This is a genomic window from Sneathiella litorea, from assembly GCF_009882915.1.
GTDB classification, from domain to species: Bacteria; Pseudomonadota; Alphaproteobacteria; order Sneathiellales; family Sneathiellaceae; genus Sneathiella; species Sneathiella litorea.
This window is the reverse complement of sequence record NZ_WTUW01000001.1, coordinates 778200-804189: the sequence shown is the minus strand read 5'-3', so window position 1 is coordinate 804189 and position 25990 is coordinate 778200. Positions and strand designations below refer to the sequence as shown.

The 25990-nt window shown below is 55.3% G+C and carries 23 protein-coding genes; 10 read left to right on the top strand and 13 right to left on the bottom strand.

All coding sequences use genetic code 11. The annotated features are described in order from the left end of the window. Positions 1-22 precede the first annotated feature (22 nt). Genes GQE98_RS03835 through GQE98_RS03825 form a run of 3 tightly spaced genes read left to right on the top strand, consistent with a single transcriptional unit; the run spans position 23 to position 2406 of the window. Entirely contained in the window at positions 23-430 is a 408-nt protein-coding gene (locus GQE98_RS03835; RefSeq protein WP_246157206.1) for a YcgN family cysteine cluster protein, read from the top strand. Continuing rightward, positions 387-1166: a M48 family metallopeptidase gene (locus tag GQE98_RS03830; protein WP_161314253.1), complete on the top strand. Its 780-nt coding sequence runs from the start codon at positions 387-389 to the stop codon at positions 1164-1166. The genes GQE98_RS03835 and GQE98_RS03830 overlap by 44 nt, the downstream gene beginning before the upstream one ends. Continuing rightward, the gene (locus GQE98_RS03825) at positions 1138-2406 is read left to right on the top strand and encodes a multidrug effflux MFS transporter (RefSeq protein WP_161314251.1); all 1269 of its coding nucleotides are present in this window, start codon (positions 1138-1140) and stop codon (positions 2404-2406) included. The genes GQE98_RS03830 and GQE98_RS03825 overlap by 29 nt, the downstream gene beginning before the upstream one ends. A gap of 8 nt (positions 2407-2414) precedes the next feature. Here GQE98_RS03825 and GQE98_RS03820 read toward each other — a convergent pair whose 3' ends face one another. The 10 genes from GQE98_RS03820 to mutM all read right to left on the bottom strand — a co-directional run bounded on the left by GQE98_RS03820 (position 2415) and on the right by mutM (position 15719). Continuing rightward, positions 2415-4532 (bottom strand): transglycosylase domain-containing protein, encoded by a 2118-nt coding sequence (locus GQE98_RS03820; protein WP_161314249.1) that lies wholly within the window; start codon positions 4530-4532, stop codon positions 2415-2417. A 105-nt stretch (positions 4533-4637) separates the two neighbouring features. Continuing rightward, positions 4638-7064, bottom strand: coding sequence for a DNA topoisomerase (ATP-hydrolyzing) subunit B (gene gyrB / locus GQE98_RS03815; protein ID WP_161314247.1), 2427 nt, complete (start codon positions 7062-7064; stop codon positions 4638-4640). A 16-nt stretch (positions 7065-7080) separates the two neighbouring features. After that, positions 7081-8274: a DNA replication/repair protein RecF gene (gene recF, locus GQE98_RS03810; RefSeq protein ID WP_161314796.1), complete on the bottom strand. Its 1194-nt coding sequence runs from the start codon at positions 8272-8274 to the stop codon at positions 7081-7083. A gap of 42 nt (positions 8275-8316) precedes the next feature. Further along, positions 8317-9435, bottom strand: coding sequence for a DNA polymerase III subunit beta (dnaN, locus tag GQE98_RS03805; protein ID WP_161314245.1), 1119 nt, complete (start codon positions 9433-9435; stop codon positions 8317-8319). A gap of 252 nt (positions 9436-9687) precedes the next feature. Continuing rightward, entirely contained in the window at positions 9688-11109 is a 1422-nt protein-coding gene (locus tag GQE98_RS03800; protein WP_161314243.1) for an MFS transporter, read from the bottom strand. 147 nt (positions 11110-11256) lie between these two features. Next, entirely contained in the window at positions 11257-12669 is a 1413-nt protein-coding gene (dnaA, locus tag GQE98_RS03795) for a chromosomal replication initiator protein DnaA (protein ID WP_161314241.1), read from the bottom strand. Continuing rightward, the gene (locus tag GQE98_RS03790) at positions 12669-13115 is read right to left on the bottom strand and encodes a rhodanese-like domain-containing protein (RefSeq protein WP_161314239.1); all 447 of its coding nucleotides are present in this window, start codon (positions 13113-13115) and stop codon (positions 12669-12671) included. Before GQE98_RS03790 ends, dnaA begins: the two co-directional genes overlap by 1 nt. Positions 13116-13597: 482 nt before the next feature. Next, the gene (rpsT, locus tag GQE98_RS03785) at positions 13598-13864 is read right to left on the bottom strand and encodes a 30S ribosomal protein S20 (protein WP_161314238.1); all 267 of its coding nucleotides are present in this window, start codon (positions 13862-13864) and stop codon (positions 13598-13600) included. A gap of 156 nt (positions 13865-14020) precedes the next feature. Then, complete coding sequence (locus GQE98_RS03780) at positions 14021-14797, bottom strand: enoyl-CoA hydratase (RefSeq protein WP_161314235.1); 777 nt, start codon at positions 14795-14797, stop codon at positions 14021-14023. Between the two features lie 85 nt (positions 14798-14882). After that, a complete protein-coding gene (gene mutM, locus GQE98_RS03775) occupies positions 14883-15719 on the bottom strand; it encodes a bifunctional DNA-formamidopyrimidine glycosylase/DNA-(apurinic or apyrimidinic site) lyase (RefSeq protein WP_161314233.1) in 837 nt (278 codons plus the stop codon). 90 nt (positions 15720-15809) lie between these two features. Between mutM and ubiE the strand changes: the two genes are divergently transcribed. The 7 genes from ubiE (at position 15810) to GQE98_RS03740 (ending at position 22263) form a co-directional block, all read left to right on the top strand. Beyond that, positions 15810-16571, top strand: a complete 762-nt coding sequence (ubiE, locus tag GQE98_RS03770; RefSeq protein ID WP_161314231.1) for a bifunctional demethylmenaquinone methyltransferase/2-methoxy-6-polyprenyl-1,4-benzoquinol methylase UbiE — start codon at positions 15810-15812, stop codon at positions 16569-16571. A gap of 37 nt (positions 16572-16608) precedes the next feature. Next, positions 16609-18225 carry a 2-polyprenylphenol 6-hydroxylase gene (gene ubiB / locus GQE98_RS03765; RefSeq protein WP_161314230.1) on the top strand — a complete coding sequence of 539 codons (1617 nt, stop codon included), beginning with the start codon at positions 16609-16611 and terminating at the stop codon, positions 18223-18225. 114 nt (positions 18226-18339) lie between these two features. Beyond that, positions 18340-19563 (top strand): bifunctional phosphopantothenoylcysteine decarboxylase/phosphopantothenate--cysteine ligase CoaBC, encoded by a 1224-nt coding sequence (gene coaBC / locus GQE98_RS03760; RefSeq protein ID WP_161314228.1) that lies wholly within the window; start codon positions 18340-18342, stop codon positions 19561-19563. Continuing rightward, positions 19560-20024, top strand: coding sequence for a dUTP diphosphatase (dut, locus tag GQE98_RS03755; RefSeq protein WP_161314226.1), 465 nt, complete (start codon positions 19560-19562; stop codon positions 20022-20024). The genes coaBC and dut overlap by 4 nt, the downstream gene beginning before the upstream one ends. 2 nt (positions 20025-20026) lie before the next feature. Then, entirely contained in the window at positions 20027-20476 is a 450-nt protein-coding gene (locus tag GQE98_RS03750) for an RrF2 family transcriptional regulator (RefSeq protein ID WP_161314224.1), read from the top strand. Positions 20477-20504: 28 nt separating this feature from the next. After that, entirely contained in the window at positions 20505-21458 is a 954-nt protein-coding gene (cysK, locus tag GQE98_RS03745) for a cysteine synthase A (RefSeq protein ID WP_161314223.1), read from the top strand. Positions 21459-21462: 4 nt separating this feature from the next. Next, positions 21463-22263, top strand: coding sequence for a HesA/MoeB/ThiF family protein (locus tag GQE98_RS03740; protein ID WP_161314221.1), 801 nt, complete (start codon positions 21463-21465; stop codon positions 22261-22263). On the opposite strand, the gene GQE98_RS03735 is transcribed toward GQE98_RS03740, so the two are convergent. From GQE98_RS03735 to GQE98_RS03725, 3 genes are all read right to left on the bottom strand, one after another. Beyond that, positions 22251-23183 (bottom strand): AEC family transporter, encoded by a 933-nt coding sequence (locus GQE98_RS03735; protein ID WP_161314219.1) that lies wholly within the window; start codon positions 23181-23183, stop codon positions 22251-22253. The genes GQE98_RS03740 and GQE98_RS03735 overlap by 13 nt on opposite strands. Positions 23184-23378: 195 nt before the next feature. Then, complete coding sequence (locus tag GQE98_RS03730; RefSeq protein WP_161314217.1) at positions 23379-24992, bottom strand: phosphoenolpyruvate carboxykinase; 1614 nt, start codon at positions 24990-24992, stop codon at positions 23379-23381. Between the two features lie 182 nt (positions 24993-25174). After that, on the bottom strand, positions 25175-25897 hold the full coding sequence (locus GQE98_RS03725; protein ID WP_161314216.1) for a HugZ family pyridoxamine 5'-phosphate oxidase: 723 nt from the start codon (positions 25895-25897) through the stop codon (positions 25175-25177). Positions 25898-25990 lie beyond the last annotated feature (93 nt).

The following is a 25990-nucleotide window of genomic DNA, read 5'->3' as shown; positions in this document are numbered from 1 at the left end:
GGAGACGATCGCGCTTGAAGATATGACAGCCGAGCAGTGGGAATCCCTTTGCGACGGTTGTGGTAAGTGCTGCCTCCTTAAGCTGGAAGATGCGGACACACTCGAGCTGTCCTATACCGATGTCGCTTGCCGCCTGCTTGACTTGGGAAGCTGCCGATGCGCCCAATATTCAGACCGCTCCCGGCTGGTGCCCGATTGTGTCACCCTGACACCGGAAATTATCCCGAACCTGCGCTGGATGCCGAAAACCTGCGCCTATCGGTTAATATCTGAAAACAAACCACTCCCCTGGTGGCATCCGCTGGTGTCAAATGACCCGGAAACCGTCCACCAGGCTGGTGTATCCGTTCGTGGACGGGCAATTTCGGAACGCCGGGCAGGCGATCTTGAAGATCATATCGTCGACTGGCCGGATGAAGACGTTGGCTGAGGGAGACACTCTCAAGCTGGTGGCGGGTCCGCCGCCTTATCTCGCCCATCAAGGCCGCAAAATTTCCATTGATATCCGGCGATCTCCCCGTGCAGCACGAATTAAACTCAGGATCGATCCAAGACACGGGGTTGTTCTGATGTTGCCCAAACGGGCTTCCCTCACGGCGGGGCTTGCCTTTTTGCGTCAGGAAATTGGCTGGATTGCCAGTAATATCAATAAACTACCTGAAACCATTCCGTTCCGCGATGGCGCCATGATGCCACTTTTGGGCAGGCCGCATCGGATTACCCATGTCCCGGATCAGCGGGGCCTTGTCTGGGCGGAAGACGGCCATATCTATGTCGCCGGACGGGAAGAACATTTGCCGCGCCGGGTGAAAGACTGGACCCGCAAGATGGCAAAGACGGAAATAGGCGTATGGGCTGCGGATTACGCGCAGAAAATAGATGTGCGCTACAGCGGGATTACCTTGCGCGACCAGGTGTCGCGATGGGGGAGCTGTTCATCAACCGGCCGGCTTAACTTCTCCTGGCGGCTCCTGCTGATGCCCGAAGAGGTTATGAGCTATATCGTTGCCCATGAGGTCGCGCATCTGCGCCATATGAACCATTCCTCCACCTTCTGGAGCTTGGTGCAAGACATGCATCCGTCCGTTGAGGCGGCCAAGAAATGGCTGAAAATTAACGGCGCGGATTTACATAAATATGGCATTGAACAGCCAGAGAGGGTATGACAATGGCGTCCTCACTCGAAAGCCGCCTATGAAACGCCTCTCCCCGTCTTCTGTTCCCTTTACCTTTTATCTCGCCGCTGCTGTGGCAATCGGGCCGCTGTCGACGGATATGTACCTGCCGACCTTTCCGCAGCTTGCCGAATATTTCAGCGCGAGTGCCGCGGAAGTGCAGCTTACCCTCAGTATTTTCACCTTCGGTATTGGCGGATGCCAGTTGGTGTACGGGCCGTTGACCGACCGGTTCGGCCGCAAGCCGGTGATTGTCGTCGGTCTGGTGATCTATCTGCTGGCCAGCCTCGCCTGTGTCGTTGCGGTCAATATTGACCAGCTGGTAATCTCCCGGTTTTTTCAGGCGCTTGGCGCCTGCGCCGCGATCGTTGTTCCGCGCGCCATGGTCCGCGATCTTTTCGCGCGGGAGCAGGCGGCGCGGCAACTATCCCGAATGGGAACAATTATGGGACTTGCGCCGGCTATCGCGCCGGTGCTGGGCGGTTACATCGCTGCCTTTTATGGATGGCAGTCGGTGTTTTTCGTTCTCGGGCTGGCAGCTTTCATCCTCGCCCTGGTTACGATAATGCTGGTAGATGAATCCCATCTGGCGAAAGATCCCAATGCCTTGCGCCCAAGTCATATTCTCCGAAACTATATGAGTTTGATCCGGCATCGCGAATTTCTGGGCTATGCACTGACCGGCGGTCTCTGCTTTGGCGGTCTTTTCTCCTTTATTTCCGGTTCTCCCCTCGTCCTGATCGAGGTGTTGGGCGTGCGCGCCGACAATTTTGGCTATTTTTTCGGAATGGTCGTCCTCGGATATATGAGCGGGACATTGCTCGGTCCCAAGATGACCCAGATGAAAGGGCTCTCCGCCTCCGTCGGGGTCGGCACCGGCATCTGCGCCGTTGGCGGTATTTCCATGGTTGCCGCGGGCTGGGCGGGGCTGAATACCATTCCCGCGGTCGTCGGCCCAATGATTATCTATACCGTCGGCATGGGAGTCGTTCTTCCGCAATCGCAAGCGGGCGCCATGGCGCCATTTCCAGAAAAAGCGGGCTCCGCCTCTGCCCTGATGGGCTTTATGATGCTTGGATTTGCCGCGTTTCTCGGCTTTCTTGTTGCCTATTTCTATGACGGAACGCAGTTCGCCATGGTCTACGCCATCGGCCTGATGGGGATCGGTTCGGTGGCCATCTACCTTCTGACAGTGCGCGGATCGACCGAAGAAATGTGGGACGAGAGCTGAGCGGGGCTTTAAGGCTGCTGGCGCTGTTTATCCATATAGTCGAAGGAGTTCTGCTTTTCTGGCGTGTTCAAATTGCCCGCAGGCGCGTTATCATTCGCGCTCCCGGCGTTTTTGCTTGAAAAAGCGCTGACGATCTTATCCCAAAGGCTGTCTGTGGAGCCTTCCCCTTCATCGACCCGGTTAAAGGCAACCGCATGGGTCGTTTTCGAATGGGTAATGAAGTCCTTCCAGGTAATGGCGGGCAGGTTACTCCCGTTCACCCGCTTGGTGGCGGAACCATCATCATTGCCGAACCAGACCCCGGCAACAAGATCCGGTGTAAAGCCAATAAACCAGGCGTCGCGGTAATCCTGTGTTGTTCCGGTTTTCCCGGCAGCGGCGAAGCCGGGGTTTGCGGCCTTTCCGGTGCCCCACTGAATGGTGGCGCTCATGACATCCTGCATCTTGTTGATCGTGGCGGCGCTGATAATCCGCCCCTGCCCCGAAGTTTGTCTCTTGTATAGGACCGGCCCATTCTTCTCGCGGATCTCTAGAACGCCATACGGCAGGACGGCCGTCCCGCCATTCGCGATTACGGCATTGGCGGCGGTTATCTCCAGCAGGGAGACTTCATTGGTACCGAGAGAGATTGACGGATGCAGCGGGAAATTCCCGGTAAGGCCGAGGTTTTTTGCCATGTTTGCCACTTTGTCCCGGCCGACCCGCTCTGTCACTTTGACGGCAACAGTGTTGATCGAACGGGCATAGGCCTCGCGCAGGCTCATATCGCCGTTATAACGCTTGGTATAGTTATTAGGTGTCCAGCCATCGATATTGATCGGGCCGTCATTGAATATATCGTCCGGCGAAAGACCATTCTCGAACGCCGCCGCATAGACAATGGTCTTGAAGACAGAACCGGGCTGGCGCCGGGCGACCGTTGCCCGGTTATAGACAGAATCCGCGTAGGTCCGACCGCCGACCATGGCATGAACGGCGCCGTCGGTTGACATGGCGACAAACGCGCCCTGTTTTACGGCCATTTTCTTGCCTTCGGCTTTAAGTCGCGCCTCGATGGCGCGTTCCGCATCGCCCTGCATAGCAAGGTCGAGCGTCGTGGTAATCACAAGGTCCTTCTCGGTGCGGCCGATATAAGACTGGACCTCGCTGACCACCCAGTCCGAAAAATAGCGGACATTGCGGAAATCCTGGCTTGCATTGTTCAGAACCGCCGGGTTGGCACGGAGTTTCTCGGCCTCTTCTGGGGTGAGATAGTCTTCGTCCTCCATTCGGGCAAGGACAACGCTGGCCCTGTCTTGTGCGCGCTCCAGATTGCGGGTTGGCGCGTAATATGTCGGCGCCTTGAGAAGGCCCGCCAGCATCGCCGCCTCGGCGGTCGTCAGCTCCGTTGCAGGATGTGAAAAATACTTCTTTGATGCGGCATCAATGCCGTAGGTGCCGGAGCCAAAATACATGCGGTTGAGATAAAGCGCGAGGATTTCATCCTTCGTGTATTCCGTCTCCAGCCAAAATGCGAGAAGGGTCTCGCGGATTTTCCGCCCAAGGGTACGCTCCGGCGTCAGGAACAGGTTTTTCGCAAGCTGTTGCGTGATGGTGCTGCCCCCCTGAACGACGCGACCGGCCTCGTAATTGCGCCAGGCGGCGCGGACGAGGCTGATGGGATTGAGACCAAAATGGCTATAGAAGTGGCTGTCCTCGGTTGCAAGCACCGCCTGCTTTATATTATTCGGGATTGCCTCGATGGGGAGCATGTCGCCATAGAGGTCGCCATAAGTGGAATAACGGATTTTATCGCGCGTTTGCAGTACCATCGACGGGCGTTTCTCGATCACGCCAATGCCCGAAATATCAGGGAGTGTATAGGCAAAGTAGCCAATGAAAAGGCCACCGATCAGAAGTATCCAGAGCGCCGCCGCGCCGCCCCAGTTAAGGACAGGAGCCCATATGCCGGGCTTTTGCGCTGCCTTGCGGCGGCGCGCACCCGTCGTCTTTTTCGGGCTGCGCCTTGAGGTGGTGCCCTTCGAAGCCTTCGCTTTTTGCGCAGACTTCGGACGCTGCGGATAAGCCTTTGATCCCGGCCTGCTGGTCGGTTTTCGCTTGCCGGGTCCCTTGGATGCCTTCTTCATAATCGAACTCAATCGTTACTTTGCATTACTCAAAATGCTGACCAAAGGGTGCTTTATCACTCACATATAAGGCAAAATTGCGATTTTAAACCGCATTTGTCTTCATCAGGTATCCAGAAAGCTGACTTTCAGGGCATTATCCTGGATAAAGTTGCGTCGTGGCTCCACCACATCACCCATCAGTGTGGAGAAGACTTCATCCGCCTCATCCCCGTGATTGATCCGGACCTGTAACAGGGTCCGTGCCTCGTGATCCAGGGTGGTTTCCCAAAGCTGTTCCGGGTTCATCTCGCCCAGTCCTTTATAGCGTTGGATAGCCAGCCCGCGTTTGCCAAGATTAGTGACGGACTCCATTAATTCGAGCGGTGAATAGATCACCTGTCGCTTATCCTTATGAATAAATACTGAGGGTTGAGCGTATATTGTGTGAAGCTCTTCCTTCATAAGGTCAAGCTGGCGTGCTTCGGCCGAATGGATGAGATTGTTGTCCACCATCTGAACTTCTGTCACGCCACGGACTTCACGACTGAACTTGAGGCTGAAATCTGGTAAAACCTCGCCGGTCCAGCCACGCTCTGTCTCCGAGGAAATCCCATCCAGCCTTTCGGCGACAAACTTGGCCGCTTCCGGCCCACGGACAGGATCACTCAACACTTCGTCATTCAGTGCCCCGGCAATGGCAACCTGCTCAACTACAGCACGGTTCTGGAGTCTGGCAATGGCCTCAATGAGATTTCGGGCTTGACGAGCGCGGGCAACCAAGGCCCTCAGGTCCTCGCCGCTGCGTTGTTCGCCGGAGGCAAGCTCCAGCACGACCTCTTCCATACCCTGGTCAATCAGGTAATCATCCATCGCCTGCTGGTCCTTGAGGTAAACGGAGGATTTACCCTTGGTCACCTTGTAAAGCGGTGGCTGGGCGATATAGAGATAGCCTTTTTCGACCAGTTCCGGCATTTGCCGGTAAAAGAAGGTGAGCAGAAGCGTGCGGATATGGGATCCGTCCACGTCGGCGTCGGTCATGATGATAATCTTGTGATAGCGTGCCTTCTCGATATCGAATTCTTCCGGCCCGATACCGGTGCCAAGCGCAGTGATCATGGTGCCGATTTCATTTGAGGAGAGCATGCGGTCAAACCGCGCCCGCTCGACATTGAGGATTTTACCGCGAAGGGGCAGGACGGCCTGATTATGGCGATCCCGCCCTTGTTTAGCGGATCCGCCAGCACTGTCACCCTCGACGAGGAAAAGTTCTGAAATCGCCGGGTCTTTCGATTGGCAATCGGCCAGTTTTCCGGGCAGGCTGGAAATATCCAGCGCGCCCTTGCGGCGGGTCAGCTCGCGCGCTTTGCGGGCGGCTTCACGCGCTGCAGCGGCCTCGATCACCTTTGAAATGACTATTTTTGCATCATTCGGATGCTCCTCGAACCACTGGCTGAGCGCGTCATAGACCGAACTTTCAACGATCGGTCGCACTTCACTGGAGACCAGTTTGTCCTTGGTTTGCGACGAGAATTTCGGGTCTGGCACCTTGACCGAGACGACGCAGGTCAGCCCCTCGCGCGCGTCATCGCCGGTGATTGTCGCCTTTTCCTTCTTGGCGATTCCACTCGACGCCGCATACTGGTTTATGGCACGGGTCAGCGCGGCGCGGAAACCGGCGAGATGGGTGCCGCCGTCGCGTTGCGGAATATTGTTGGTGAAGCAGAGCACATTTTCATGATAGCTGTCGTTCCACTCCAGCGACGCCTCAACCGTCACCCCGTCCTTTTCCCCTACAAGATCGATGGTTTCCGTGATCATCGGATTTTTCGACCGGTCGAGATATTTCACGAAAGCGGAAATGCCGCCCTCATAATGCAGATCGACCGTTACGGGTTCAGCAGAGCGTAAGTCATTGATTTGAATGTAAACGCCGGAGTTGAGGAAGGCGAGCTCCCGCAGGCGATGTTCCAGCGTCGAGAATTCAAACTTGATATTGGTAAAGGTTTCGGGCGATGGGATGAAGGTGATTTCTGTCCCGCTCTTGCCCACGGCATCACCAATGATTTCAAGAGCGCCAACTGGTTCCCCATGCTCGAAACTGAGGCGATGTTCCTTGCTGTTGCGCCAAATCGTCATATCAAGCCGGGTGGAAAGCGCATTCACAACGGAGACGCCAACACCATGCAGGCCACCGGAGACCTTATAGGAATTCTGGTCAAACTTACCGCCCGCATGAAGCTGTGTCATAATCACCTCGGCGGCGGAGACTCCTTCCTCATGCATGTCCACGGGAATACCTCGCCCGTTATCGCGCACGGTGACCGACCCGTCGGGATTGAGCGCAACATAGATCAGGTCGCAATGACCGGCCAGCGCCTCATCGATGGCGTTGTCCACAACCTCATAGACCATATGATGCAGACCCGAGCCATCATCTGTATCGCCGATATACATGCCCGGACGCTTGCGCACCGCATCAAGACCCTTCAGGACCTTGATCGACTCCGCGCCATATTCCTCAGCTTCCATTGGACCTTCTGTCTTACTCATTACGTCGTCTTTCCTTCTAGCTAACAGCCGTCCGGCAAATGGTGCCATTGTCGACTGTTAAAAACTGCGCCCGGTTTCCAAGTTCGGAAAACAGGGCGTAATCGGTACCTGTCATCCAGGCCTGGGTCTTCATATCCTCAATCTCGTCGAACAGCGCTGCGCGCCGTTTCTGGTCGAGATGCGCCGTTATCTCATCAAGCAACAGGACTGGTGCCTGACCCTGCATTCCGGTTTGAAGGCGCGCATCACCGAGGATGATCGAAATCAGCAACGCCTTCTGCTCCCCGGTTGAGCAGAGCCCCGCAGGCATGCCCTTGTCCTTGTGCAGCACGCCAAGATCGCTCCGGTGCGGGCCGAGGGTGGTACTACCCGCCATGGCATCCTGGCGCCGTGACGCCTCCAACTCGCTGCGGTATTTATCTTCCACCGCCAGCGCGCTCATTTCCTCAAGCCAACCTTCCAACAGACCCTCGACACTCACCTCGGCCTTTGGAAAGGCGCCGGCTCCGGGACCCAGCGCTGCCGCTTCCATGGAGCTGTTCAACCGCGCCGCCGTTTCCCGCCGCGCCGCTGCGATAGCTGTACCGGTTTCCGCCAGTGACCGTTCCAGTGATGCCAGCCAATGTCTGTCATAACGACCTTCCTTCAGGAGCCGATTGCGATCCCGCATGACCTTCTCAAAGGCCGTCATCCGCTTGCTGTGGGCCGGATCGAAGCCAAATGTGAGCCGGTCAAGAAACCGCCGTCTGCCAACGGCACCTTCCTGAAACAGGCGATCCATCTGCGGGGTCAGCCAGCTGACCTTTAGATAGTCCGCAAGGGCGGACGACCCGTTCACATTCTGCCCGTCTATTTTAACCGATCGGCGCTCCCCCGTCTCCTTATTTTCCACAGTTCCGGGTACGCTGATCAGGCCAGTTCCAAGCGTGGTTTCGCCGTCATCTGTCGAGACATCCGCGGCCACAGCCCAACCACCGCTCCCTTTCGTGTTAGCCGCATCCGCCAACTTCGCCCGGCGCAATCCCCGCCCCGGGTTAAGAAAGGAGATTGCCTCCAGAAGATTGGTTTTTCCGCTGCCATTGGCACCCGTCAGAACAACGGGGCGACTATCTGCTTCAACCTTCAAATACGTATAATTGCGAAAATTTGTCAAAATCAGGCGCGTAATAGCATAGGCGGACACAAATGGCTCCTCTATGGCGACACCCATCGTCCGAACATGGTAAGCCACGGCACTGTAACGGTTGCCAAGTTATACCCGCATCGGCATCAGGACATAGAGCGCCCCTTCGTCGGCGCTGTCCCGGACGATGGTGGGTGAGCCAGCGTCGGCAAACAGGAAGCGGGCATTCTCGCCGTCAATCTGTCCGGTAATATCAAGCAGATATTTCGAGTTGAAGCCGATTTCCATACCTTCCGATCCATAGGCCGCGGCCACCTCTTCCGAGGCGCTGCCCGCGTCTGCCCCTGTTGCGGAAAGGGTGATCAGATCAGTGCTGAGCGACAATTTGATCGCCCGGGTTTTTTCGGTCGCAACCGTGGAAACACGGTCAACAGCCTGGGCGAAAGTTTTCCCATCCAGTTCCAGTACCTTGTCATTCCCCGCCGGGATCACCCGTTCATAATCGGGGAAGGTGCCGTCAATCAGCTTCGATGTCAGAACCGTTTCGCCAAAGGAAAAGCAGATTTTAGTGTCTGAGAGGGAAATCGAAACCGGCTCATCCCGCTCGTCAATCAGCCGGAGGATCTCGCTCACGGCCTTGCGCGGTACAATCACACCCGGTATCCCTTCGGCATCCGTCGGGATTGGCGTTTCAACACGGGCCAGGCGATGACCATCGGTTGCCACGGCACGGAGCATTGGAACGCCATCTGTTTCCGCGGTATGCAGGTAAATTCCGTTCAGGTAATAGCGGGTCTCTTCCGTCGAGATCGCAAAGCGGGTCTTGTCGATCAACCGTTTGAGAATGCTCGCCGACAGAACAAAATTATGTGGGAGCTGATTGGTTTCCATAATCGGGAAATCATCCTGCGGAAGGCAGGCAAGAGCGAATTTCGACTGGCCGCTGCGCACGTAGATCCGTTCTTCCGCGCTTTTGTAATCAAGCTCCACCTGGCTGCCTTCGGGCAGTTTGCGGATGATGTCATAGAGAAGATGGGCCGGGATGGTCGTGGCCCCTTCGGTTTCGATATTCGCCGCGACCTTTTCATTGATCGCGATATCAAGATCTGTTGCCGTCAGGCCGAGAAACCCATCCCGCGCTTCCATCAGGATATTGGCCAGGATCGGGATTGTGTTGCGGCGTTCGACAACGCTTTGCACATGGCTCAAGGACGTCAGCAAAGCGGTGCGTTCTATTGTCAGTTTCATGGGCTCAATCAGGCTTCAAATAGGTTACTCAAAATGGGCTGCCATTATGCCCGATAAAGGCCGGCGACTTCAATATAATTCTCCCTTGAACCAGCAAATCCGCCAGCTACCTAAGAATTTGATTCATAACCTTGAATCCAATTTCGGACCGGTACGGGAGAACAGGCGCTACTATAACAGAATGAGCCTGGGAAACCTAGGGTTTTCACCAATTGGGGCGAGCCAAAACACAGCCGGAAATTACCTGCAAAATCAGGAGGTTGTAACATCCCGTAGCGGGCGGGTGAACCGGTAGGTCGCCACAAGCCCGATCGCGGCGGCCGGCAGGCTGGCCAGTGGCAACAGCCAGGCAACGAAAATGAAAACCGGCATGTCTGCCTGTTCCGACAGGCCGGCGGCATTGGCAAGAATGCCCGCATAGGCCGCTCCCAGGGCAAATCCAACCCGCTGGAGCGTCGGAATGGCGCTGGCGATCCGTTCATACTCGTCCGTTGGCGCAAGCTTCAGGGCGCGGCGCAAAATGAAGGTCCAGGCCAGCCCGAAACCACTGCCCTGCAAGGCGGCGAAAATACCGATCAGCCATACCGGCCCGTTGGGCAGGCTGTAGGCATAGCCAAGCAGGCTGGCCGTGATGACCGACATCCCGGCTATTATCATTCTGGTGTCATGTTTTTCTGCAATGCCTGAGACCAGGAAAGCAGCAATTGACCAGCCGATAGACAGGCAGGCCATGACATATCCGCCGACGATGGGCGGTTCGTGATGAATGACCGTGATTAGATAGGGGCCATAGACTGTGATGGCGATCGTCGTTGTCGAGAAGGCGAGAACCAGCACCAGCGCTGCGCCGAGTGGTGTCGCCAAATTTAAAGGTCTGTGGGGAAGAAGTCGGTTCTCCTTCTTCTTGCCATCTAGAAACAGAAAAATACACAGCGCCATGACGCCAAAGGTCACAAACAGGCTGGTTTGCAGGATGGAAACCTCGATCCCGCCATAAGCAACCAGAAAAACGCCAAGCGAAAGCCAGGTAAGCCGCCAGAGGGGAAAGCGGATGCGCCTCTCTTCCTCCGGCTTTTTCACCCTGCGTAGGGTAAACTGGATCCAGATCGCCATCAGGACCGCTTGGACGGCGAAAAACCAAAAGCCGCCCTGCCAGGTACCATATTCCACGAAAAGCCCCCCTACAAGGGGACCTATAAAAGCGGAAACGCCCCATAAAGTGCTGATCGCCCCCATTGCGCGCGCGGTAAGCCGTCGGGGAAACAGGGTGCTTACGGAAACAAAGGCCATCGCCATCAGGCCGCCACCGCCGAGCCCCTGAAACAAACGACCGACCAGCACCACCCCCATTTCCGGTGCCAGTGCACTGACCGCGCAGCCCAGCGCGAACAGCAAGGCTGCCAGCGTCATCGGCCCGCGCAGGCCGTAGTGCAGGGTCAAAAGGCCACTGGAAGCGCCGGCAACGATGGATCCAATGCCATAAAGCGCCACTGTCCAGGCAATCAGTTCTGCCCCGCCAATATCCGCGACAATCTGTGGTACCATGGTCGCAACCAGCAGACTGTCCGCCGCGTGCAGCCAGATGCCAAGACAGACAAGCGCCAGCGCTGAACCATAGTCCCGGTTAAGGATTTCGCGCCAACTTACCGCGCTCTCCTGATGAGTTTGATCCATGACAGAAACCCGCTATTCTTATCCTGTTATCGGGGGCTAAAAGCTTCACAGGCCTATACAACAGGCGGTGCGATAGAGCAATTTGCATGTCCATTTTGGCAACGGGTCGTCAATTCTGTTCTGATGGTACCGGGGTTCGGGTTCCCTCTATTCCAGCATCCGCATCAACAAATCAATATCCTCCGACAGGACCATATCCTCCTGTCTCAATTCATCGATTTTTTTGAGGGCGTGCATGACGGTTGTATGATCACGGCCGCCGAATTTCCGGCCGATTTCCGGCAAAGACCGGGACGTGAGGTGCTTGGCGAGATACATCGCCACCTGACGCGGGCGAGCTACGGCACGGGCGCGACGGGCGGAATGCATGTCCGACATGCGGATATTGAAATGCTCCGCCACTTTTTTCTGAATTTCCTCGATTGTGATCCGCCGATCATTGGCACGCAGAAGATCACGCAGCACTTCCTGGGTGCTTTCCAGGGTGACGGCGCGGCCGACAAGATCAGAATAGGCGAGCACACGGTTCAGCGCCCCTTCTAGTTCCCGGACGTTGGACGTGATGCGATGGGCGAGGAATTCCAGAATGCGCGGCTCAATTTCGATTTTCCCCTGCTCTACCTTTGATTGCAGGATACCGAGACGAAGTTCGTAATCGGTTGGGTGGATATCGGCTACCAGGCCCCAGCCGAGGCGGGAGCGCATCCGTTCCTCCATTCCCTCAAGGTCGGTCGGGGATCGGTCGCCGGAGATGATTATCTGGTGGTTCTGGTCAACCAGCGCATTGAAGGTATGGAAAAATTCCTCCTGTGTACTGTCCTTACCGGCAATGAACTGCACATCGTCGATCATCAACACATCGACGGAGCGGAACTGGTCCTTGAAGTTCATCGTATCCTTAAAGCGAAGCGCCCGGATAAAACGATACATGAATTTTTCCGCGGAAAGATAGAGAACTTTCTTTTCCGGGCTGTTGGCGGCAAGGGCATGGCCGATGGCGTGCATCAGATGGGTCTTGCCAAGTCCGACTCCGCCATAAAGATAAAGCGGATTAAAGGGGACGGAATCCTTTGCCTCGGCCACCCGGCGGGCGGCCGCATGGGCTAGCTCGTTCGACTTACCAACAACAAAATTGTCAAAGGTAAAGCGCGGATCAAGCGGAGCCATCAGGGACGGGTCGTGGCTGGCTGTCGTGGCAATGGCTGCGGACTGCCCCTTGAAAGCTGTGGTCGCTTCGGCGAGGCCGAGGGTCGTTTTATGGGACCCGCCATTCTTCTTGTCTAGCGGCTTTACCTGGAAATCGACAGTCGTGATTGTCTCGTCTTCCGCATTCCAAAACTGCCGGATGCGATTGGCGTAATTGTTGAGAACCCAGTCCCGCAAGAAACGCGTTGGCAGCGTCATTGAGACCTTCGCGCCATCGATCTTCTCAAACTCGATATTTTTAAGCCAGGAATTAAACGTCGCATCGCCATATTCGCTGCGAAGTTTTCCCCTGATCTGCTTCCAATTCGCTATTGCGGCGGTATTGGAAGTCCTGGATTCCGTCTCATCAGTCATCAACTTTGTTTCCAATTCAGACCCGCAGCTTTCCAACCGCCAATTTTCCCCCGGTGGCTATTCTGGTCAGGTGCGCCCTCAAAACCTTCCAGTACATTATACGCCCGGCTGTAGCCTGCCTGTGTGGCCGCTTCTGCCGCGGCGATGGAACGTACGCCCGAACGGCAGAGAAAGATCATGGGGGCGGCCTTGTTTGGCTGCAGGGTAGAGATTTCCTCAATGAAGTTTTCATTTTTCGACATATCAGGAAACTGGACCCACGAAATCGGTTGAACGGACTTGTTGAGTGAAGAGAGATCCGGCAGACCTACATAGGCCCATTCCGCTGTTGTTCTGACATCAATCAGGACCGCTTCCGGGTCGCTTGCCAGTAAATCCCATGTTTCCTGGACAGTCATATCACCGGCATAGGTTGCGTTGGTGCCGGAAATTCCCCCATTCGTCATCTAGATATTTCCTTACGTTCTAATAGGTGCGGAATAATGCCCAGAAACTTCTCGACATTACCGACAAAGATTCTCTGGCGTTCCTCCCCCGAGAGCCGCCCAAACTAATTCGCAAAATTGAATTTTATAAAACTAATACGCAACTGAATACAGCAATTCCCTGGCGTTAATTCGCCCCTTCACCACCACTTCAACTATGTGATTTAAGGATTGGGAGTGCTCCGTTAAGACCGCGGAGAGTAAACTTATCCACACCCCCCTTGCAAGGGACGGGAGGCGGGATTATCGAAATTTATTTTTCGAATTGACCGAACATTTTCTTGACCTACAAGATGTTGTGAGCGGTTCCATAGCATCGATGTTAACTGGTAAAAAAGGCGCGAGAAATCACTTCGCAAGCCACGCCTATAAAGCGCAATTGGGCATAGAAAAAGCCGCGATCCGTTTCCGGGTCGCGGCTTGATTCTGATTCGATTCTAGTCTTATGCGGAGAGGGATCTAACCTTCGCATTCAGACGTGAAATCTTGCGGGAGGCTGTATTTTTCTTGTACAGACCTTTTACCACGCCACGGGTAAGTTCAGACTGAGCCGCGCGAAGCGCCTCGTTGGCTTTCGTCTGATCGCCTTCTGTTACAGCCAGTTCCACCTTTTTCACATAGGTGCGAATGCGGCTGCGGCGTGCCCGGTTACGTTCGGTCCGGACGTCTGTCTGCCGGATGCGTTTCAATGCAGATTTATGATGCGCCATGACAATCCTGTCTTTTAGCTTCGAAATTCGGAAGCCGGGTTATAACCAGCGGAAAATACGCCGTCAACAGAAGATTGGATAATATTGGCGGGAAATCGCAATTTTCCACCTAATCAGCCATCTGCTACCGGCCATTTTCCGCGAAATGTGGTATTTTTAGCGGTTTTTGAACTCCGGTGTGCGTTTTTCGGCGAAGGCGGACATCCCTTCCTTCTGGTCTTCGGTCGAAAATGTCGAATGGAAAACCCGCCGCTCGAACATGATTCCTTCCCGTAAGGTGGTCTCATAGGACTTGTTGACGCTTTCCTTGCACATCATGACGATGGGCTGGGAGAGTTTGGCGATTTCACCTGCCACCTTGATGGCCTCATCCATCAAATCATCAACCGGGACAATCCGGCTGACCAATCCGGCCCGCTCAGCTTCCTCGGCTCCCATCATCCGCCCGGTCAGGCACATTTCCATGGCCTTTGACTTACCGACGGCACGGGTCAGGCGCTGGGTGCCGCCGAGGCCCGGAATGGTGCCAAGCTTGATTTCCGGCTGCCCGAACTGCGCATTGTCGGCAGCAAGGATAAAGTCGCACATCATGGCAACCTCGCATCCGCCGCCCAGCGCGTACCCCGCCACCGCCGCGATCACGGGTTTGCGGAACGTGGAGAGCCTTTCCGCATCATTGGTCAGGAAATTGTTCTTATAGACATCCATATAGGTTTTTGGCTGCATTTCCAGGATGTCTGCACCTGCGGCGAAAGCCTTCTCCGAGCCGGTCAGAACAACGGCGCCGATATTCTCGTCAGCCTCGAACTTATCGAGGGCGTCGGCCAGTTCCACGAAAAGTTCCGCACAGAGAGCATTAAGCGCTTTCGGCCGATCAAGGCGAATAATGCCAACGGCGCCCTTCGTATCAGTGACAATATTATTATAGGCCATGGGAATATCCTGTTATTGGTTTCATTACGTAATTTGCGCCCATTATCTCCAAGAAAAGTGCTTTGTCCAGCCTAGTATCGGGACCCTAGCGTTGGCAATTCGGACAGTAAAAGGTGGAACGGCCGGATTGTGTGATTCTTTTGATTATTTCGCCGCATCCTTGTGTCGGACAAGGGGTCCCTTCCTTGTCATAAACGTGGAATCGATGCTGGAAATAACCGAGTTCCCCATCTGTATTGCTGTAATCGCGAAGGGTCGATCCGCCGGACTGTATCGCTTCCTCCAGCACGGTGCGAATGGCGACAGCAAGCAAATCGGCCCGTTTCCCCTTTACATTCTGGGCGAGGCGTTTTGGCGAGATGCCGCTTCGGTACAGAGCCTCGCAGGCGTATATATTACCAACGCCGGCGACGATGCGTTGATCCAGCAAGGCAATCTTTATGGGTGTTTTCCGGCCCGCCAGCCGTTCAGCAAGGACGGGGCCGCTGAATTCGTTACCAAGCGGTTCCGGCCCGATGCCGGCGAGCTGCGGATGGGTGTCCAGCAATTCGGTTCGTGTCAATAACATAAAGCCGAACCGGCGCGGATCATGATAGCGCACCCGAAGACCGCGGCGGGTTTCGAAAATCACATGATCATGCTTGTCAAAGACGCTGCGGGGGTCCGGCTCCGGTTCAATCCGAAAGCTGCCGGACATGCCAAGATGGCCGATCATCACATCCCCGCCCTCCAGCGACATCAGGATATATTTCGCACGTCGGCGAATGGCCTCAATTCTTCGGCCGGTCAGGGTCTCGGCGAAACCGTTGGCGAAGGGAAAGCGCAAATTCTCGCGCCGCAGCGTGACGGTTGTGAACTGATCGCCGATCAAGGCCTGTTCAAGGCCGCGGCAGACTGTTTCGACTTCAGGTAATTCTGGCATGGCGGGACAGTAGCCTTATTTTATGCCTTGCGCTATGCTCTTATTTCGACCAAACAGGGCGATCTATTCAGCCAACAGACGGAAAGTGCGATGGCAGATTCGGACAATTCATCGGATAGCACCCATTTCGGGTTTCGCGAAGTTCCCAGGGACGCGAAAGCCGGACTTGTGCGCGGCGTTTTTGATAGCGTTGCTGAAAATTACGACGTGATGAATGACCTGATGAGTGGCGGAATCCACCGGCTGTGGAAATCAGCGATGATCGATTGGTTGATGCCGCGAAAAGGGCAGCATCTTCTCGATGTGGCGGGCGGCACCGGTGATATTGCCTTTCGTTTCATGGACGCAGTGGAAAGCGACGGCCGGGTCACGGTGCTCGACATCAATCACGCCATGTTAAGTGTCGGGCAGGACCGGGCGATCGACCAGGGCCGCCTTGCCGGTCTTGACTGGGTGAATGGTGATGCGCAGACGCTCCCGCTTGAAGATAAAACGGTTGATGCCTATACCATTGCCTTCGGTATTCGCAATGTGACGGATATCCCGAAGGCGCTGAGGGAGGCCCGTCGCGTGCTGAAACCCGGCGGGCGGTTCATGTGTCTGGAGTTCAGCAAGGTGGAGGCGCCGGTCTTGAAAGAATTTTATGATTTCTATTCCTTCAAGCTGCTCCCGGAAATCGGTGGCATTGTGGCAAAGGACAAGGCGTCCTATCAGTATTTGGTTGAAAGTATCCGTCAGTTTCCGGATGCCGACCGTTTCGCCGATATGCTGGGCGAGGCGGGCTTCGGGCAGGTCAAGTACCGCCGTCTTTCCGGCGGCATTGCGGCCCTGCATTCTGCCTGGCGGCTTTAGGTTTGGTGTGCCCTGACCGTAATAGGAGCGGAATTTCGTGATCCGGACCATTAATAATTCCCTGCGACTGCTCTTCGTGGCCCGGACGCTTGCGCGTCATGACGCCCTTTTCTTCCTCGATAACATCGACCGGTTGCCATTTTATCTGGTTGTGCTTCGGAAAATCATGCCGGTGTTTGCCCTGGGTGCCACCAAAAGCAAGAATTTGCGGGATGGAGAGCGGCTCGCCAATGCGCTACAGGATTTGGGCCCCAGTTTCATCAAGCTGGGTCAGGCCCTGTCGGTTCGCGCCGACCTGATTGGGGAGGAAATGGTCCTTGATCTTGGTAATCTTCGGGACCGCCTGCCGCCCTTCCCGTTTGAGAAGGCGCGCGAAACGATTGAATATGAACTACAGACCCCCCTTGATGAACTTTATGCGGAGTTCAATCCCGAGCCGGTTGCCGCGGCCTCCATCGCGCAGGTGCATTTCGCGAAAGTAAGGGAGACTGTCCCTGCCCCGACCGATGAAGATCCGGACGCGACGGAGGAAATCCTTCGCGATGTTGCCGTGAAGATTCTTCGCCCCGGTATTGAAGATGCGTTCGAGCGGGATTTAAGGTTATTCTATTGGCTGGCGGAGTTGACAGAGCGATATCAGCCGAATTTTCGGCGTCTGCGACTGACCAAGATCGTTGATATCATGGCTGATTCCGTCGAGTTGGAGATAAATTTACGGCTCGAAGCAGCCGCCGCCTCGGAAATGGCGGAGAATTTCGCGGAAGATCCCGAGTTTGATGTGCCTGAAATTGACTGGCAGCGCACCGCCCAACGAGTGATGACGCAAAGCCGCATAGATGGGATCAGTATCTCGAATAAGGCGGAACTGATCGCCGCGGGGCATGACCTTAATGCTCTTGCCGATAATGTTATCCGGGTGTTCCTGCATCAGGTGCTTCGCGACGGCTTTTTCCATGCAGATATGCATCACGGCAACCTGTTCGTAACAGCGGACGGGCGGTTGGTCGCTGTTGATTTCGGCATCATGGGCCGTATGAGCCGGGAAACCCGGTTGTTCATGGCGGAAATGCTGCATGCCTTCCTGACCCGGGATTATTGGCGGGCAGCTGAGGTTCATTTCGAGGCCGGATACGTCCCCAAACATAAATCGCTCCCCAGTTTCGCGCAGGCCTGCCGCTCCATCGGGGAGCCTATACTCGGCCGCCCCGTCAATGAAATCTCCATCGCCCGGCTGTTGGTTCAGCTTTTCCAGGTTACTGAGACCTTCGAAATGGAAACCCAGCCGCAACTCCTGCTTCTGCAGAAAACCATGGTTACCGCCGAAGGTGTCGCACAAAGCCTCAATTCTGAAATCAATTTCTGGGAATCCGCTTCGCCAACCGTTGCCCATTGGATGCGGGAGAATATGGGCGTAGAGGCCCATGCCGCCGAAGTGGTGAAGGATGGCATGGCGCTGCTTCGCAAAATTCCAGCGATCGTGACGAAGGCCGATGGCTTGCTGGCGGAACTGGATGCCCGTGAAAAGGCGCTTAAGCAGGATGCCCAGAATGAGGAAGCCAACATGGCAGCGGAGCGCCATAACCGCGCGGGCTATCTTGTTGGGGGCGTATTTCTCGGTGCCGTTGCCGCTTATCTTCTGATGCTCTCGATCTGATTTTGCAACAAATCGCTTCTAATTAGTGATGCCGTCAAGAAATAGCTTGCGGGATGACGGGGGAATAATTATTTTTCACAGAAAAGATCAGTAAAATTCTGGGAATAGATTATTTTGGGCGAAAATATCGAGAAGAAATCAGTCCTCCTGATTATTGGCGGCGGTATCGCGGCCTATAAGTCTCTGGAACTTATCCGCCTGCTGGCCAAGCAGGGTATTCGGACCCGTGCCATTCTGACCCGTGCGGCGAAAGAATTTGTCACCCCCCTGTCCGTTGCCTCGCTGACAGGTGAGAAAGTTTATGATGATCTCTTTTCCCTCACTGATGAAGCTGAAATGGGGCATATCCAGCTCTCGCGCAGTGCCGACCTGCTGGTCGTCGCCCCGGCAACAGCGGATTTGATGGCGAAAATGGCAACAGGTCAAGCGACCGACCTTGCTACGACTGCTCTGCTCGCGACGGATAAGCCGGTCCTGATCGCGCCTGCGATGAACGTCCGCATGTGGCAGCACCCGGCGACGCAGCGCAACCTGACGACATTAAAGGACGATGGCGTCATGACCATTGGCCCCGATGAGGGGGATATGGCCTGCGGGGAATATGGACCCGGCCGGATGGCGGAACCGGAAGCGATATGCGGTGCGGTCCTGGATTTTTTTCAGAAAAATGCCGAGAAACCCCTTAAGGGGCGCAAGATGCTTGTGACCGCCGGACCCACCCATGAACCAATTGATCCGGTGCGCTATATCGCTAATCGTTCCTCGGGCAAGCAAGGCTACGCGATTGCCGCGGCGCTCGCAGATCTGGGCGCCGATGTGGTGCTTGTCTCGGGACCGACACGGTTGGAGACACCGCGGGGAGTAACGCTGAAATCGATCGAATCCGCAAAAGACATGCTTGCTGCCTGCGAGGCCGCCCTGCCCGTCGATGGCGCCATATTCGCCGCCGCCGTCGCCGACTGGCGTGTCGAGACGGAATCGGACCAGAAAATCAAGAAGCGCGATGGCCAGCTCCCTCACCTGTGCCTTGCCGAGAATCCGGATATCCTTGCTACGGTCAGCACACTTGGCAAAAACCGCCCCACGCTGGTGGTCGGGTTTGCAGCGGAAACGCAAGCGATCATTGAGAATGGCAAGGCCAAGCTGGCCAAGAAGGGCTGTGACTGGATTCTGGCGAATGATGTCGGGATCGGAACCGGCACCTTCGGCGGTGATGAAAACCAGATAATCCTGCTGACAGATAAGTTGGTGGAGGAATGGCCAAAGCAAAGCAAGGAGGCTGTGGCACGCACAGTTGCCGCCCGAATTGCGACCTATTTTCAAGGGGACGATGTATGAATGAAGTAACAATTTCCATTACGCGCCTGCCCCATGGTGAAAGTCTGCCACTGCCATCATACGAAACAGTGGATAGCGCCGGGATGGACCTTCGCGCTGCCGTTGATGATGATGTGGAAATTCTGCCGGGTGGTCGAAGGCTCATTCCGACAGGCTTCAAGATTGCCTTGCCGCGTGGGTATGAAGCGCAAATTCGCCCTCGTTCCGGCCTCGCGCTCAAAAAAGGGATAACACTGCCCAACAGCCCCGGTACGATTGATGCCGACTATCGCGGTGAAGTCGGCATTATTCTGCTGAATGCAGGCGAGGAAACCTTCGTCATCCAGCGCGGTGACCGTATTGCGCAGATGGTGGTGGCGCCTGTGTTACAGGCATGCTGGCGTGAAGTGGAAGATCTTGATGAGACCGCGCGCGGTGAAGGCGGCTTCGGTTCCACCGGTGTGGCGGAAGAGGTGACCTGACCATGCTGCATTTGCCGAAAAAAATGCTTTATGCGCTGGAGGCCGTGGTTGATATCGCTTTTAACGCCCGCCCCAATCCGGTGCAATCGAAGGAAATTACCAAGCGACAGGGTATTCCGCTCCGCTATCTGGAACAGGTGATGCAGCAGCTGGTGCATGGCGGCATCCTGAAAGGGGTCCGCGGGCCCCGTGGCGGCTATCGTCTCGCGCGGGAGAGGCGGCGGATCACGGCGGGCGATGTCGTTCGGGTGATCAGCGCCGCCGAGGCGGAAGAGGATGCGCAGATATTTACATCCGAAATTGGCCAGAATGTCGTGGGTCCTTTGTGGAACGAAGCACAGGCGTGCCTACTGGCGGAGCTCGATTCAGTGACATTGGAAGACCTCTGTCAGCGAGCCATGGAAAAAGGGAAGGTTGAAACCCGCAGCGACGGCTCTTATTTTGAAATTTAAATGAAAAACCAACAGGTTGGGCAAGAACATGAAGAATGATGCACCGCGTGGAAAAATATATGATTCCATTATCGATACAATTGGGGCAACCCCGCTGGTGCGGGCCCGGGGTATCACCGCGAACAGCGCAAAAGATGTTAACATCCTGCTGAAGCTGGAGTTTTTTAATCCGCTGGCTTCGGTCAAGGACCGCATTGCTGCCGCCATGATTGAAGCCATGGAAGAGGCGGGCGTGATCGGCAAGAATACCGTGATTATCGAACCAACCTCCGGCAATACCGGTATTGGTCTTGCCTTCGTCTGTGCGGCGAAGGGATACAAACTGACGCTGGTGATGCCTGAAAGCATGTCGATTGAACGACGCAAGATGCTGAAACTGCTGGGTGCCACCCTTGAACTTACGGAAGCGGCAAAGGGCATGAATGGCGCGATTGCCCGCGCCGAGGAACTTAAAGCGGAAATCGGTGATGCGGTCATCCCGCAACAGTTTGAGAACCCGGCCAATCCGGCCGTTCACAAAGTGACGACGGGAGAGGAAATCCTCGCCGATACGAATGGCAAGGTAGATGTTGTGGTGATGGGCGTCGGGACCGGCGGGACACTGACCGGAGTGGGATCGGTCCTGAAGGCAAAGAATCCCAATATCCATATTGTCGCGGTGGAACCTGAAGACAGCCCGGTTCTTTCCGGCGGACAGCCGGGACCGCACAAGATTCAGGGTATTGGTGCCGGGTTCTCCCCGAAGAATCTGGATGAGAGCCTGATCGATGAAGTTCTCACCATCGGAAATGAAACAGCATTTGAGACCGCGCGGGAAGTGGCCCGCCTTGAGGGTATTCCCGTTGGTATTTCCTCCGGTGCGGCGGTTGCGGCGGCTCTGGAGATTGCCGACCGCCCTGAAATGACCGGCAAAACTATCGTCGTCGTTATCCCGTCCTTCGCTGAAAGGTACCTCACGACCGCCCTTTTTGACGGCCTCTGACTCTATGGCGCTCAGCGACGATCAGCTTGACCGTTACGCCCGTCATATAATCCTGCGGGAGATTGGCGGCGCCGGTCAGCAGAAACTATTGCGATCAAAAGTCCTGATCGTCGGGGCAGGGGGGCTGGGCTCCCCCATGCTGCTCTATCTGGCGGCGGCGGGTGTCGGCACTATCGGGATTATCGATGACGATGTGGTGGATCTCTCCAACCTGCAGCGGCAGATCGCCCATGGCACGGCGGATATCGGCAATCCAAAGGTGAGAAGTGCGGCCGAGGCAGCGGTGGCGATCAATCCGGACGCGCAGATTATCCAGTATCATGAACGTATGACAGCTGAAAATGTTGCGGAAATTATCGCCGATTATGATCTTGTAACCGATGGCACCGATAATTTCGAAATCCGCTTCCTGCTCAACGATGCCTGTTACTTTGCGCGTAAGACCCTCGTTTCGGGGGCGATTCTGCAGTTCGATGGACAAATCACCACCTTCAAACCTTATGAGGAAGGGGCAAACCCCTGCTATCGCTGCCTGTTTCCCGCACCGCCACCGCCCGATGTGGCGCAGACCTGTGGCGAGGCCGGAGTTCTCGGCGCGCTCGCCGGTGTCGTTGGCACCCTGCAGGCGGTCGAGGTGGTGAAGGAACTGCTTGGCATCGGGGAGGGGCTTTCGGGCCACTTACTTCTTTATGATGCGCTTGCCGCTGAGTTTCGCAAAATCAAAACCCCGCGCAATCCCGTCTGCCCGCTCTGCGGCGAAAATCCGACAATCACGGATCTTTCCGCTCATCGTCACATGAAATAGGCCGCGGCGAGGGTGAGGGAGAGGGGCAGGGTGATCATGGAGATCATGGTCTGCACAGTGATGATCCCTGCCATCACCTCGGCGTCTGCGCCCAGGAGCTTGGCGAGCGCATAGCCGGAACTCGCCGTCGGGATTGTGCCATAGATAATCAGGACCATGGCTGCGACCCCTTCTGTTCCTGTGGCAATCGCCGCGCCAGCGACGATCAGAGGGAAGATCATGAGCTTGCTGATCGTTGAAATAAGAACATAAGTCGCGCCGGTATGGATGGACTTGATCTTGAGGCCTGCGCCAACGCAGAGGAGTGCGAAGGGTAGCGCGGCTTTTGAGAGCAACTCGGCAAAATTATTGATAACGGGCAGGGGGCCGATACCGGAAAAATTGAGAAACGCCCCAACGGCAATCGCAATAAGCAGGGGGTTGCGGGCGATCTCCCCAATCAGGCGCCGCTTGAGCGAATGCGTGCCGGTGCGTCCCTGATAGCCCACAAGGACAGTGACGCAAAAAAGATTGGTGGGAGGAACCAGAACAGCGGTGGCAACCGCCGCCAGCAGGACGCCCTCCACACCGTAAAGATAATCGGCAACTGCGAAGGCGATAAAAGTGTTATGGCGCGTCGCACCCTGAAAAATGGATCCGCCGATGCGGGGGTCAATGCCAAATATTTTGACGGTTAGCAGGGAGATCGCTGCCGTTGCCACAAGCCCGCCGAGAAGGGCGAGCGCATAGGTGCCGACAAGTTCGTTACTGAAGGGAGCCGTCGTTGTGGTATAGAAAAGAAGCGCCGGGAACAACACCCAATAAACGACCCTGTCCGCATGATGCCAGAAATCACCACCCGGAAAACCGTTCCGCCGAAGCAAGTTGCCTAGTACCAACAACAAAAAGATCGGTAGGACGGAAAGCGATATCGCCCACATGTTCGAAAGTCCTTTATTATTATTGGTATAGGTTCGGGGTCAGCCTGTTTTGTGGTCGATAATGAGCCATTTGACCAGCAGAAAAATTTCTGGACCTATTTTATTGTGCGTTTTGGTATCACAAAAGCGATTTCACCACCGTTAAAAAAACCCGGCCAGAAGCCGGGTTTTATTGGTTTGTATGAAGGAGAGGCGTTACGCGATTTTCGGCGCGGATTTCAACACGTCATCCTCGACATAATCGGTGAACTGCTCGAAATTCTCGATAAAGCGGGTTACCAGGTCTTTTGCCTTCGTGTCATAGGCCTCCTTGTCTGCCCATGTGTTGCGCGGGTTCAGGATGTCAGACGGAACGCCAGGGCAGGATGTTGGCATGGCAAGGCCAAAGAACGGATCCTTTTCGGTCTGCGCGTTGGCAAGCGTGCCATCCAGTGCGGCATTGACAAGCGCGCGGGTATGGCCGATCGGCATGCGATGGCCGGTGCCGTATTCGCCGCCGGTCCAGCCGGTGTTGACGAGCCAGCAGTTCACCCCATGCTTGGCAATTTTCTCACCGAGCAACTTGGCATAGACAGCCGGGTGACGCGGCATGAAAGGCGCACCGAAACAAGTGGAGAAGGTCGCTTGTGGCTCGTTCCCGAGGCCTTTTTCCGTGCCAGCGAGTTTCGCGGTATAACCCGAAAGGAAGTGATACATCGCCTGTTCCGGCGTCAACTTTGAGATGGGAGGTAGAACGCCAAAAGCATCGGCGGTCAGCATGATGACATTGGTCGGAAAGCCCGCAACGCCGGTTTCCGAGGCGTTTGGAATAAATTCGATCGGGTAGGAGGCGCGGGTATTCTCCGTCAGGCTGTTATCTTCAAGATCCAGTTCGCCCGTGTCAGGGTCCATCACCACATTCTCAAGAACAGTGCCGAAGCGGCGCGTGGTTTCATAGATTTCCGGCTCAGCTTCCTTGGAGAGGTTGATCACCTTGGCGTAGCAGCCGCCCTCGAAATTGAAAACACTGTCGTCGGACCAGCCATGCTCGTCATCACCGATCAGCATCTTGCTCGCATCGGCGGAAAGCGTGGTTTTGCCGGTGCCGGACAGACCGAAGAAGACACTGGAGTTACCTTCCTCGCTGACATTGACAGAGCAATGCATTGGCAGAATGTTTTTTTCCGGCAGAAGATAGTTAAGGATGGAGAAAACCGATTTCTTGATTTCGCCGGCGTAGGACGTGCCGCCGATAATCACCAGCTTTTCCGCAAAATTGGGAAGGACAAACACTTCAGAACGGGTGCCATCAACGGCAGGGTCGGCCTCGAAGGAGGGAACCTGAAGAATGGTGAATTCCGGTTCGAAATTTTCAAGCTCTTCCGGCGCGGGCTGGATAAACATGTTGCGGGCGAAAAGATTATGCCAGGCGCATTCGGTAATGATCCTGACCCGCAGGCGGTTGTTGGCATCAGCACCGGCATAGCAGTCCTGTACGAAGACTTCTTTTCCGGAGAGATAGTCGCACATTTTCTTATGCAGACCGGCAAATTTGTCAGCCTCGATCGGCTTATTGACCTTTCCCCACCAGATATTTTTCTCGCTGCCGGGTTCCTTGACAATGAATTTGTCATTGGCGGAGCGGCCCGTATGCTGACCGGTCAGGGCGACGAGAGGGCCACCAGCGGCCAGGGAAGCCTCTCCGCGCAGGAGGGATTCTCGGTACAATGCCGGCGTTGATAAGTTCCAATATGCTTTGCCCACGTTGCCGAGGCCGTTTCGATCCAGCCCATAGCTACTTTTACGGGGTCCAATTTGCTCCACAATCATTCTCCAGTGTTAGTTATCGATAATGTCCGGTTCCGGAATTTTTTTTTAGAATAGGCCGCATGTATAAGGCGCGCAATAAAACTGTCACTAAAAATAGCGAAATAAAAACCCTTCATTATTTGCGACTGTTTCATTTTTCCATTGAATTTGTTTCACTTAGAACAAAACCGTTGAATTTTCTATTAATTTCTTGCGGTTTTTAAAAGCTCGATCACGCGCAATCGAACGTCATCGGGACTGGTAACGGGTGAACTAAAAAGAATCCGTTCATATTGCCAGCCCCGCCTAAGGTCAATTCCGTCGATATCAATGCCGCAAATTTCCCATCCATCGGTCCCTTCGCCTGTGGATGCGGTCATTAATTCCTGCACGGCGCCAGCATGATCCTCATTCATATGTTTGATGATATCCGTCTCGGCATCGCCATTTGCCAGAAATCCCGGGTTGGTGAGAAACTCATCCTGACCAATCCAGTGAATCTTGCCAAATCCGGCAACCAGATGTGCTCGGGCAACGGTCATCCGGTAAAGACGGAAATCCGCAAATTCCGCAAAATCTCTGGCCGATGGGTAACGGCGCAGATATCGCGCTTTCAAGACACTTTCCTCAACCGGGTCAAGGACGCCTTCCACCGATATACGCGACAAGGTGAGTGGGTCGCGGTTGTCCGGTTCCTCTGAAATGAGCAGGGAAACATGCGCGTTATTGGCAATATTACGGCTGTGCACGGCGAGGTCAGAGAGCAGGAGCAGCGGTTGCCCTGCAGGATCGGTCGCCATCAGGACCAGGGACGCGTAGGGATATGTATCGGTCGACATATTGGTGGCGAGGGAGGCGGTGGTGGCCCGCCGAAGAAGCCAGCGCACCGTTTCCGCCTTTGTGCGAGGAGAGGATGAATCTGTCATCGGTCTGTTTTGCGAGAATTTCTCAAAAATGCAAAAGAAAAAGTAAATTCTGGCGCTATTATCGTGTTTATGACAGTTTTCGGTGCCTTTTGG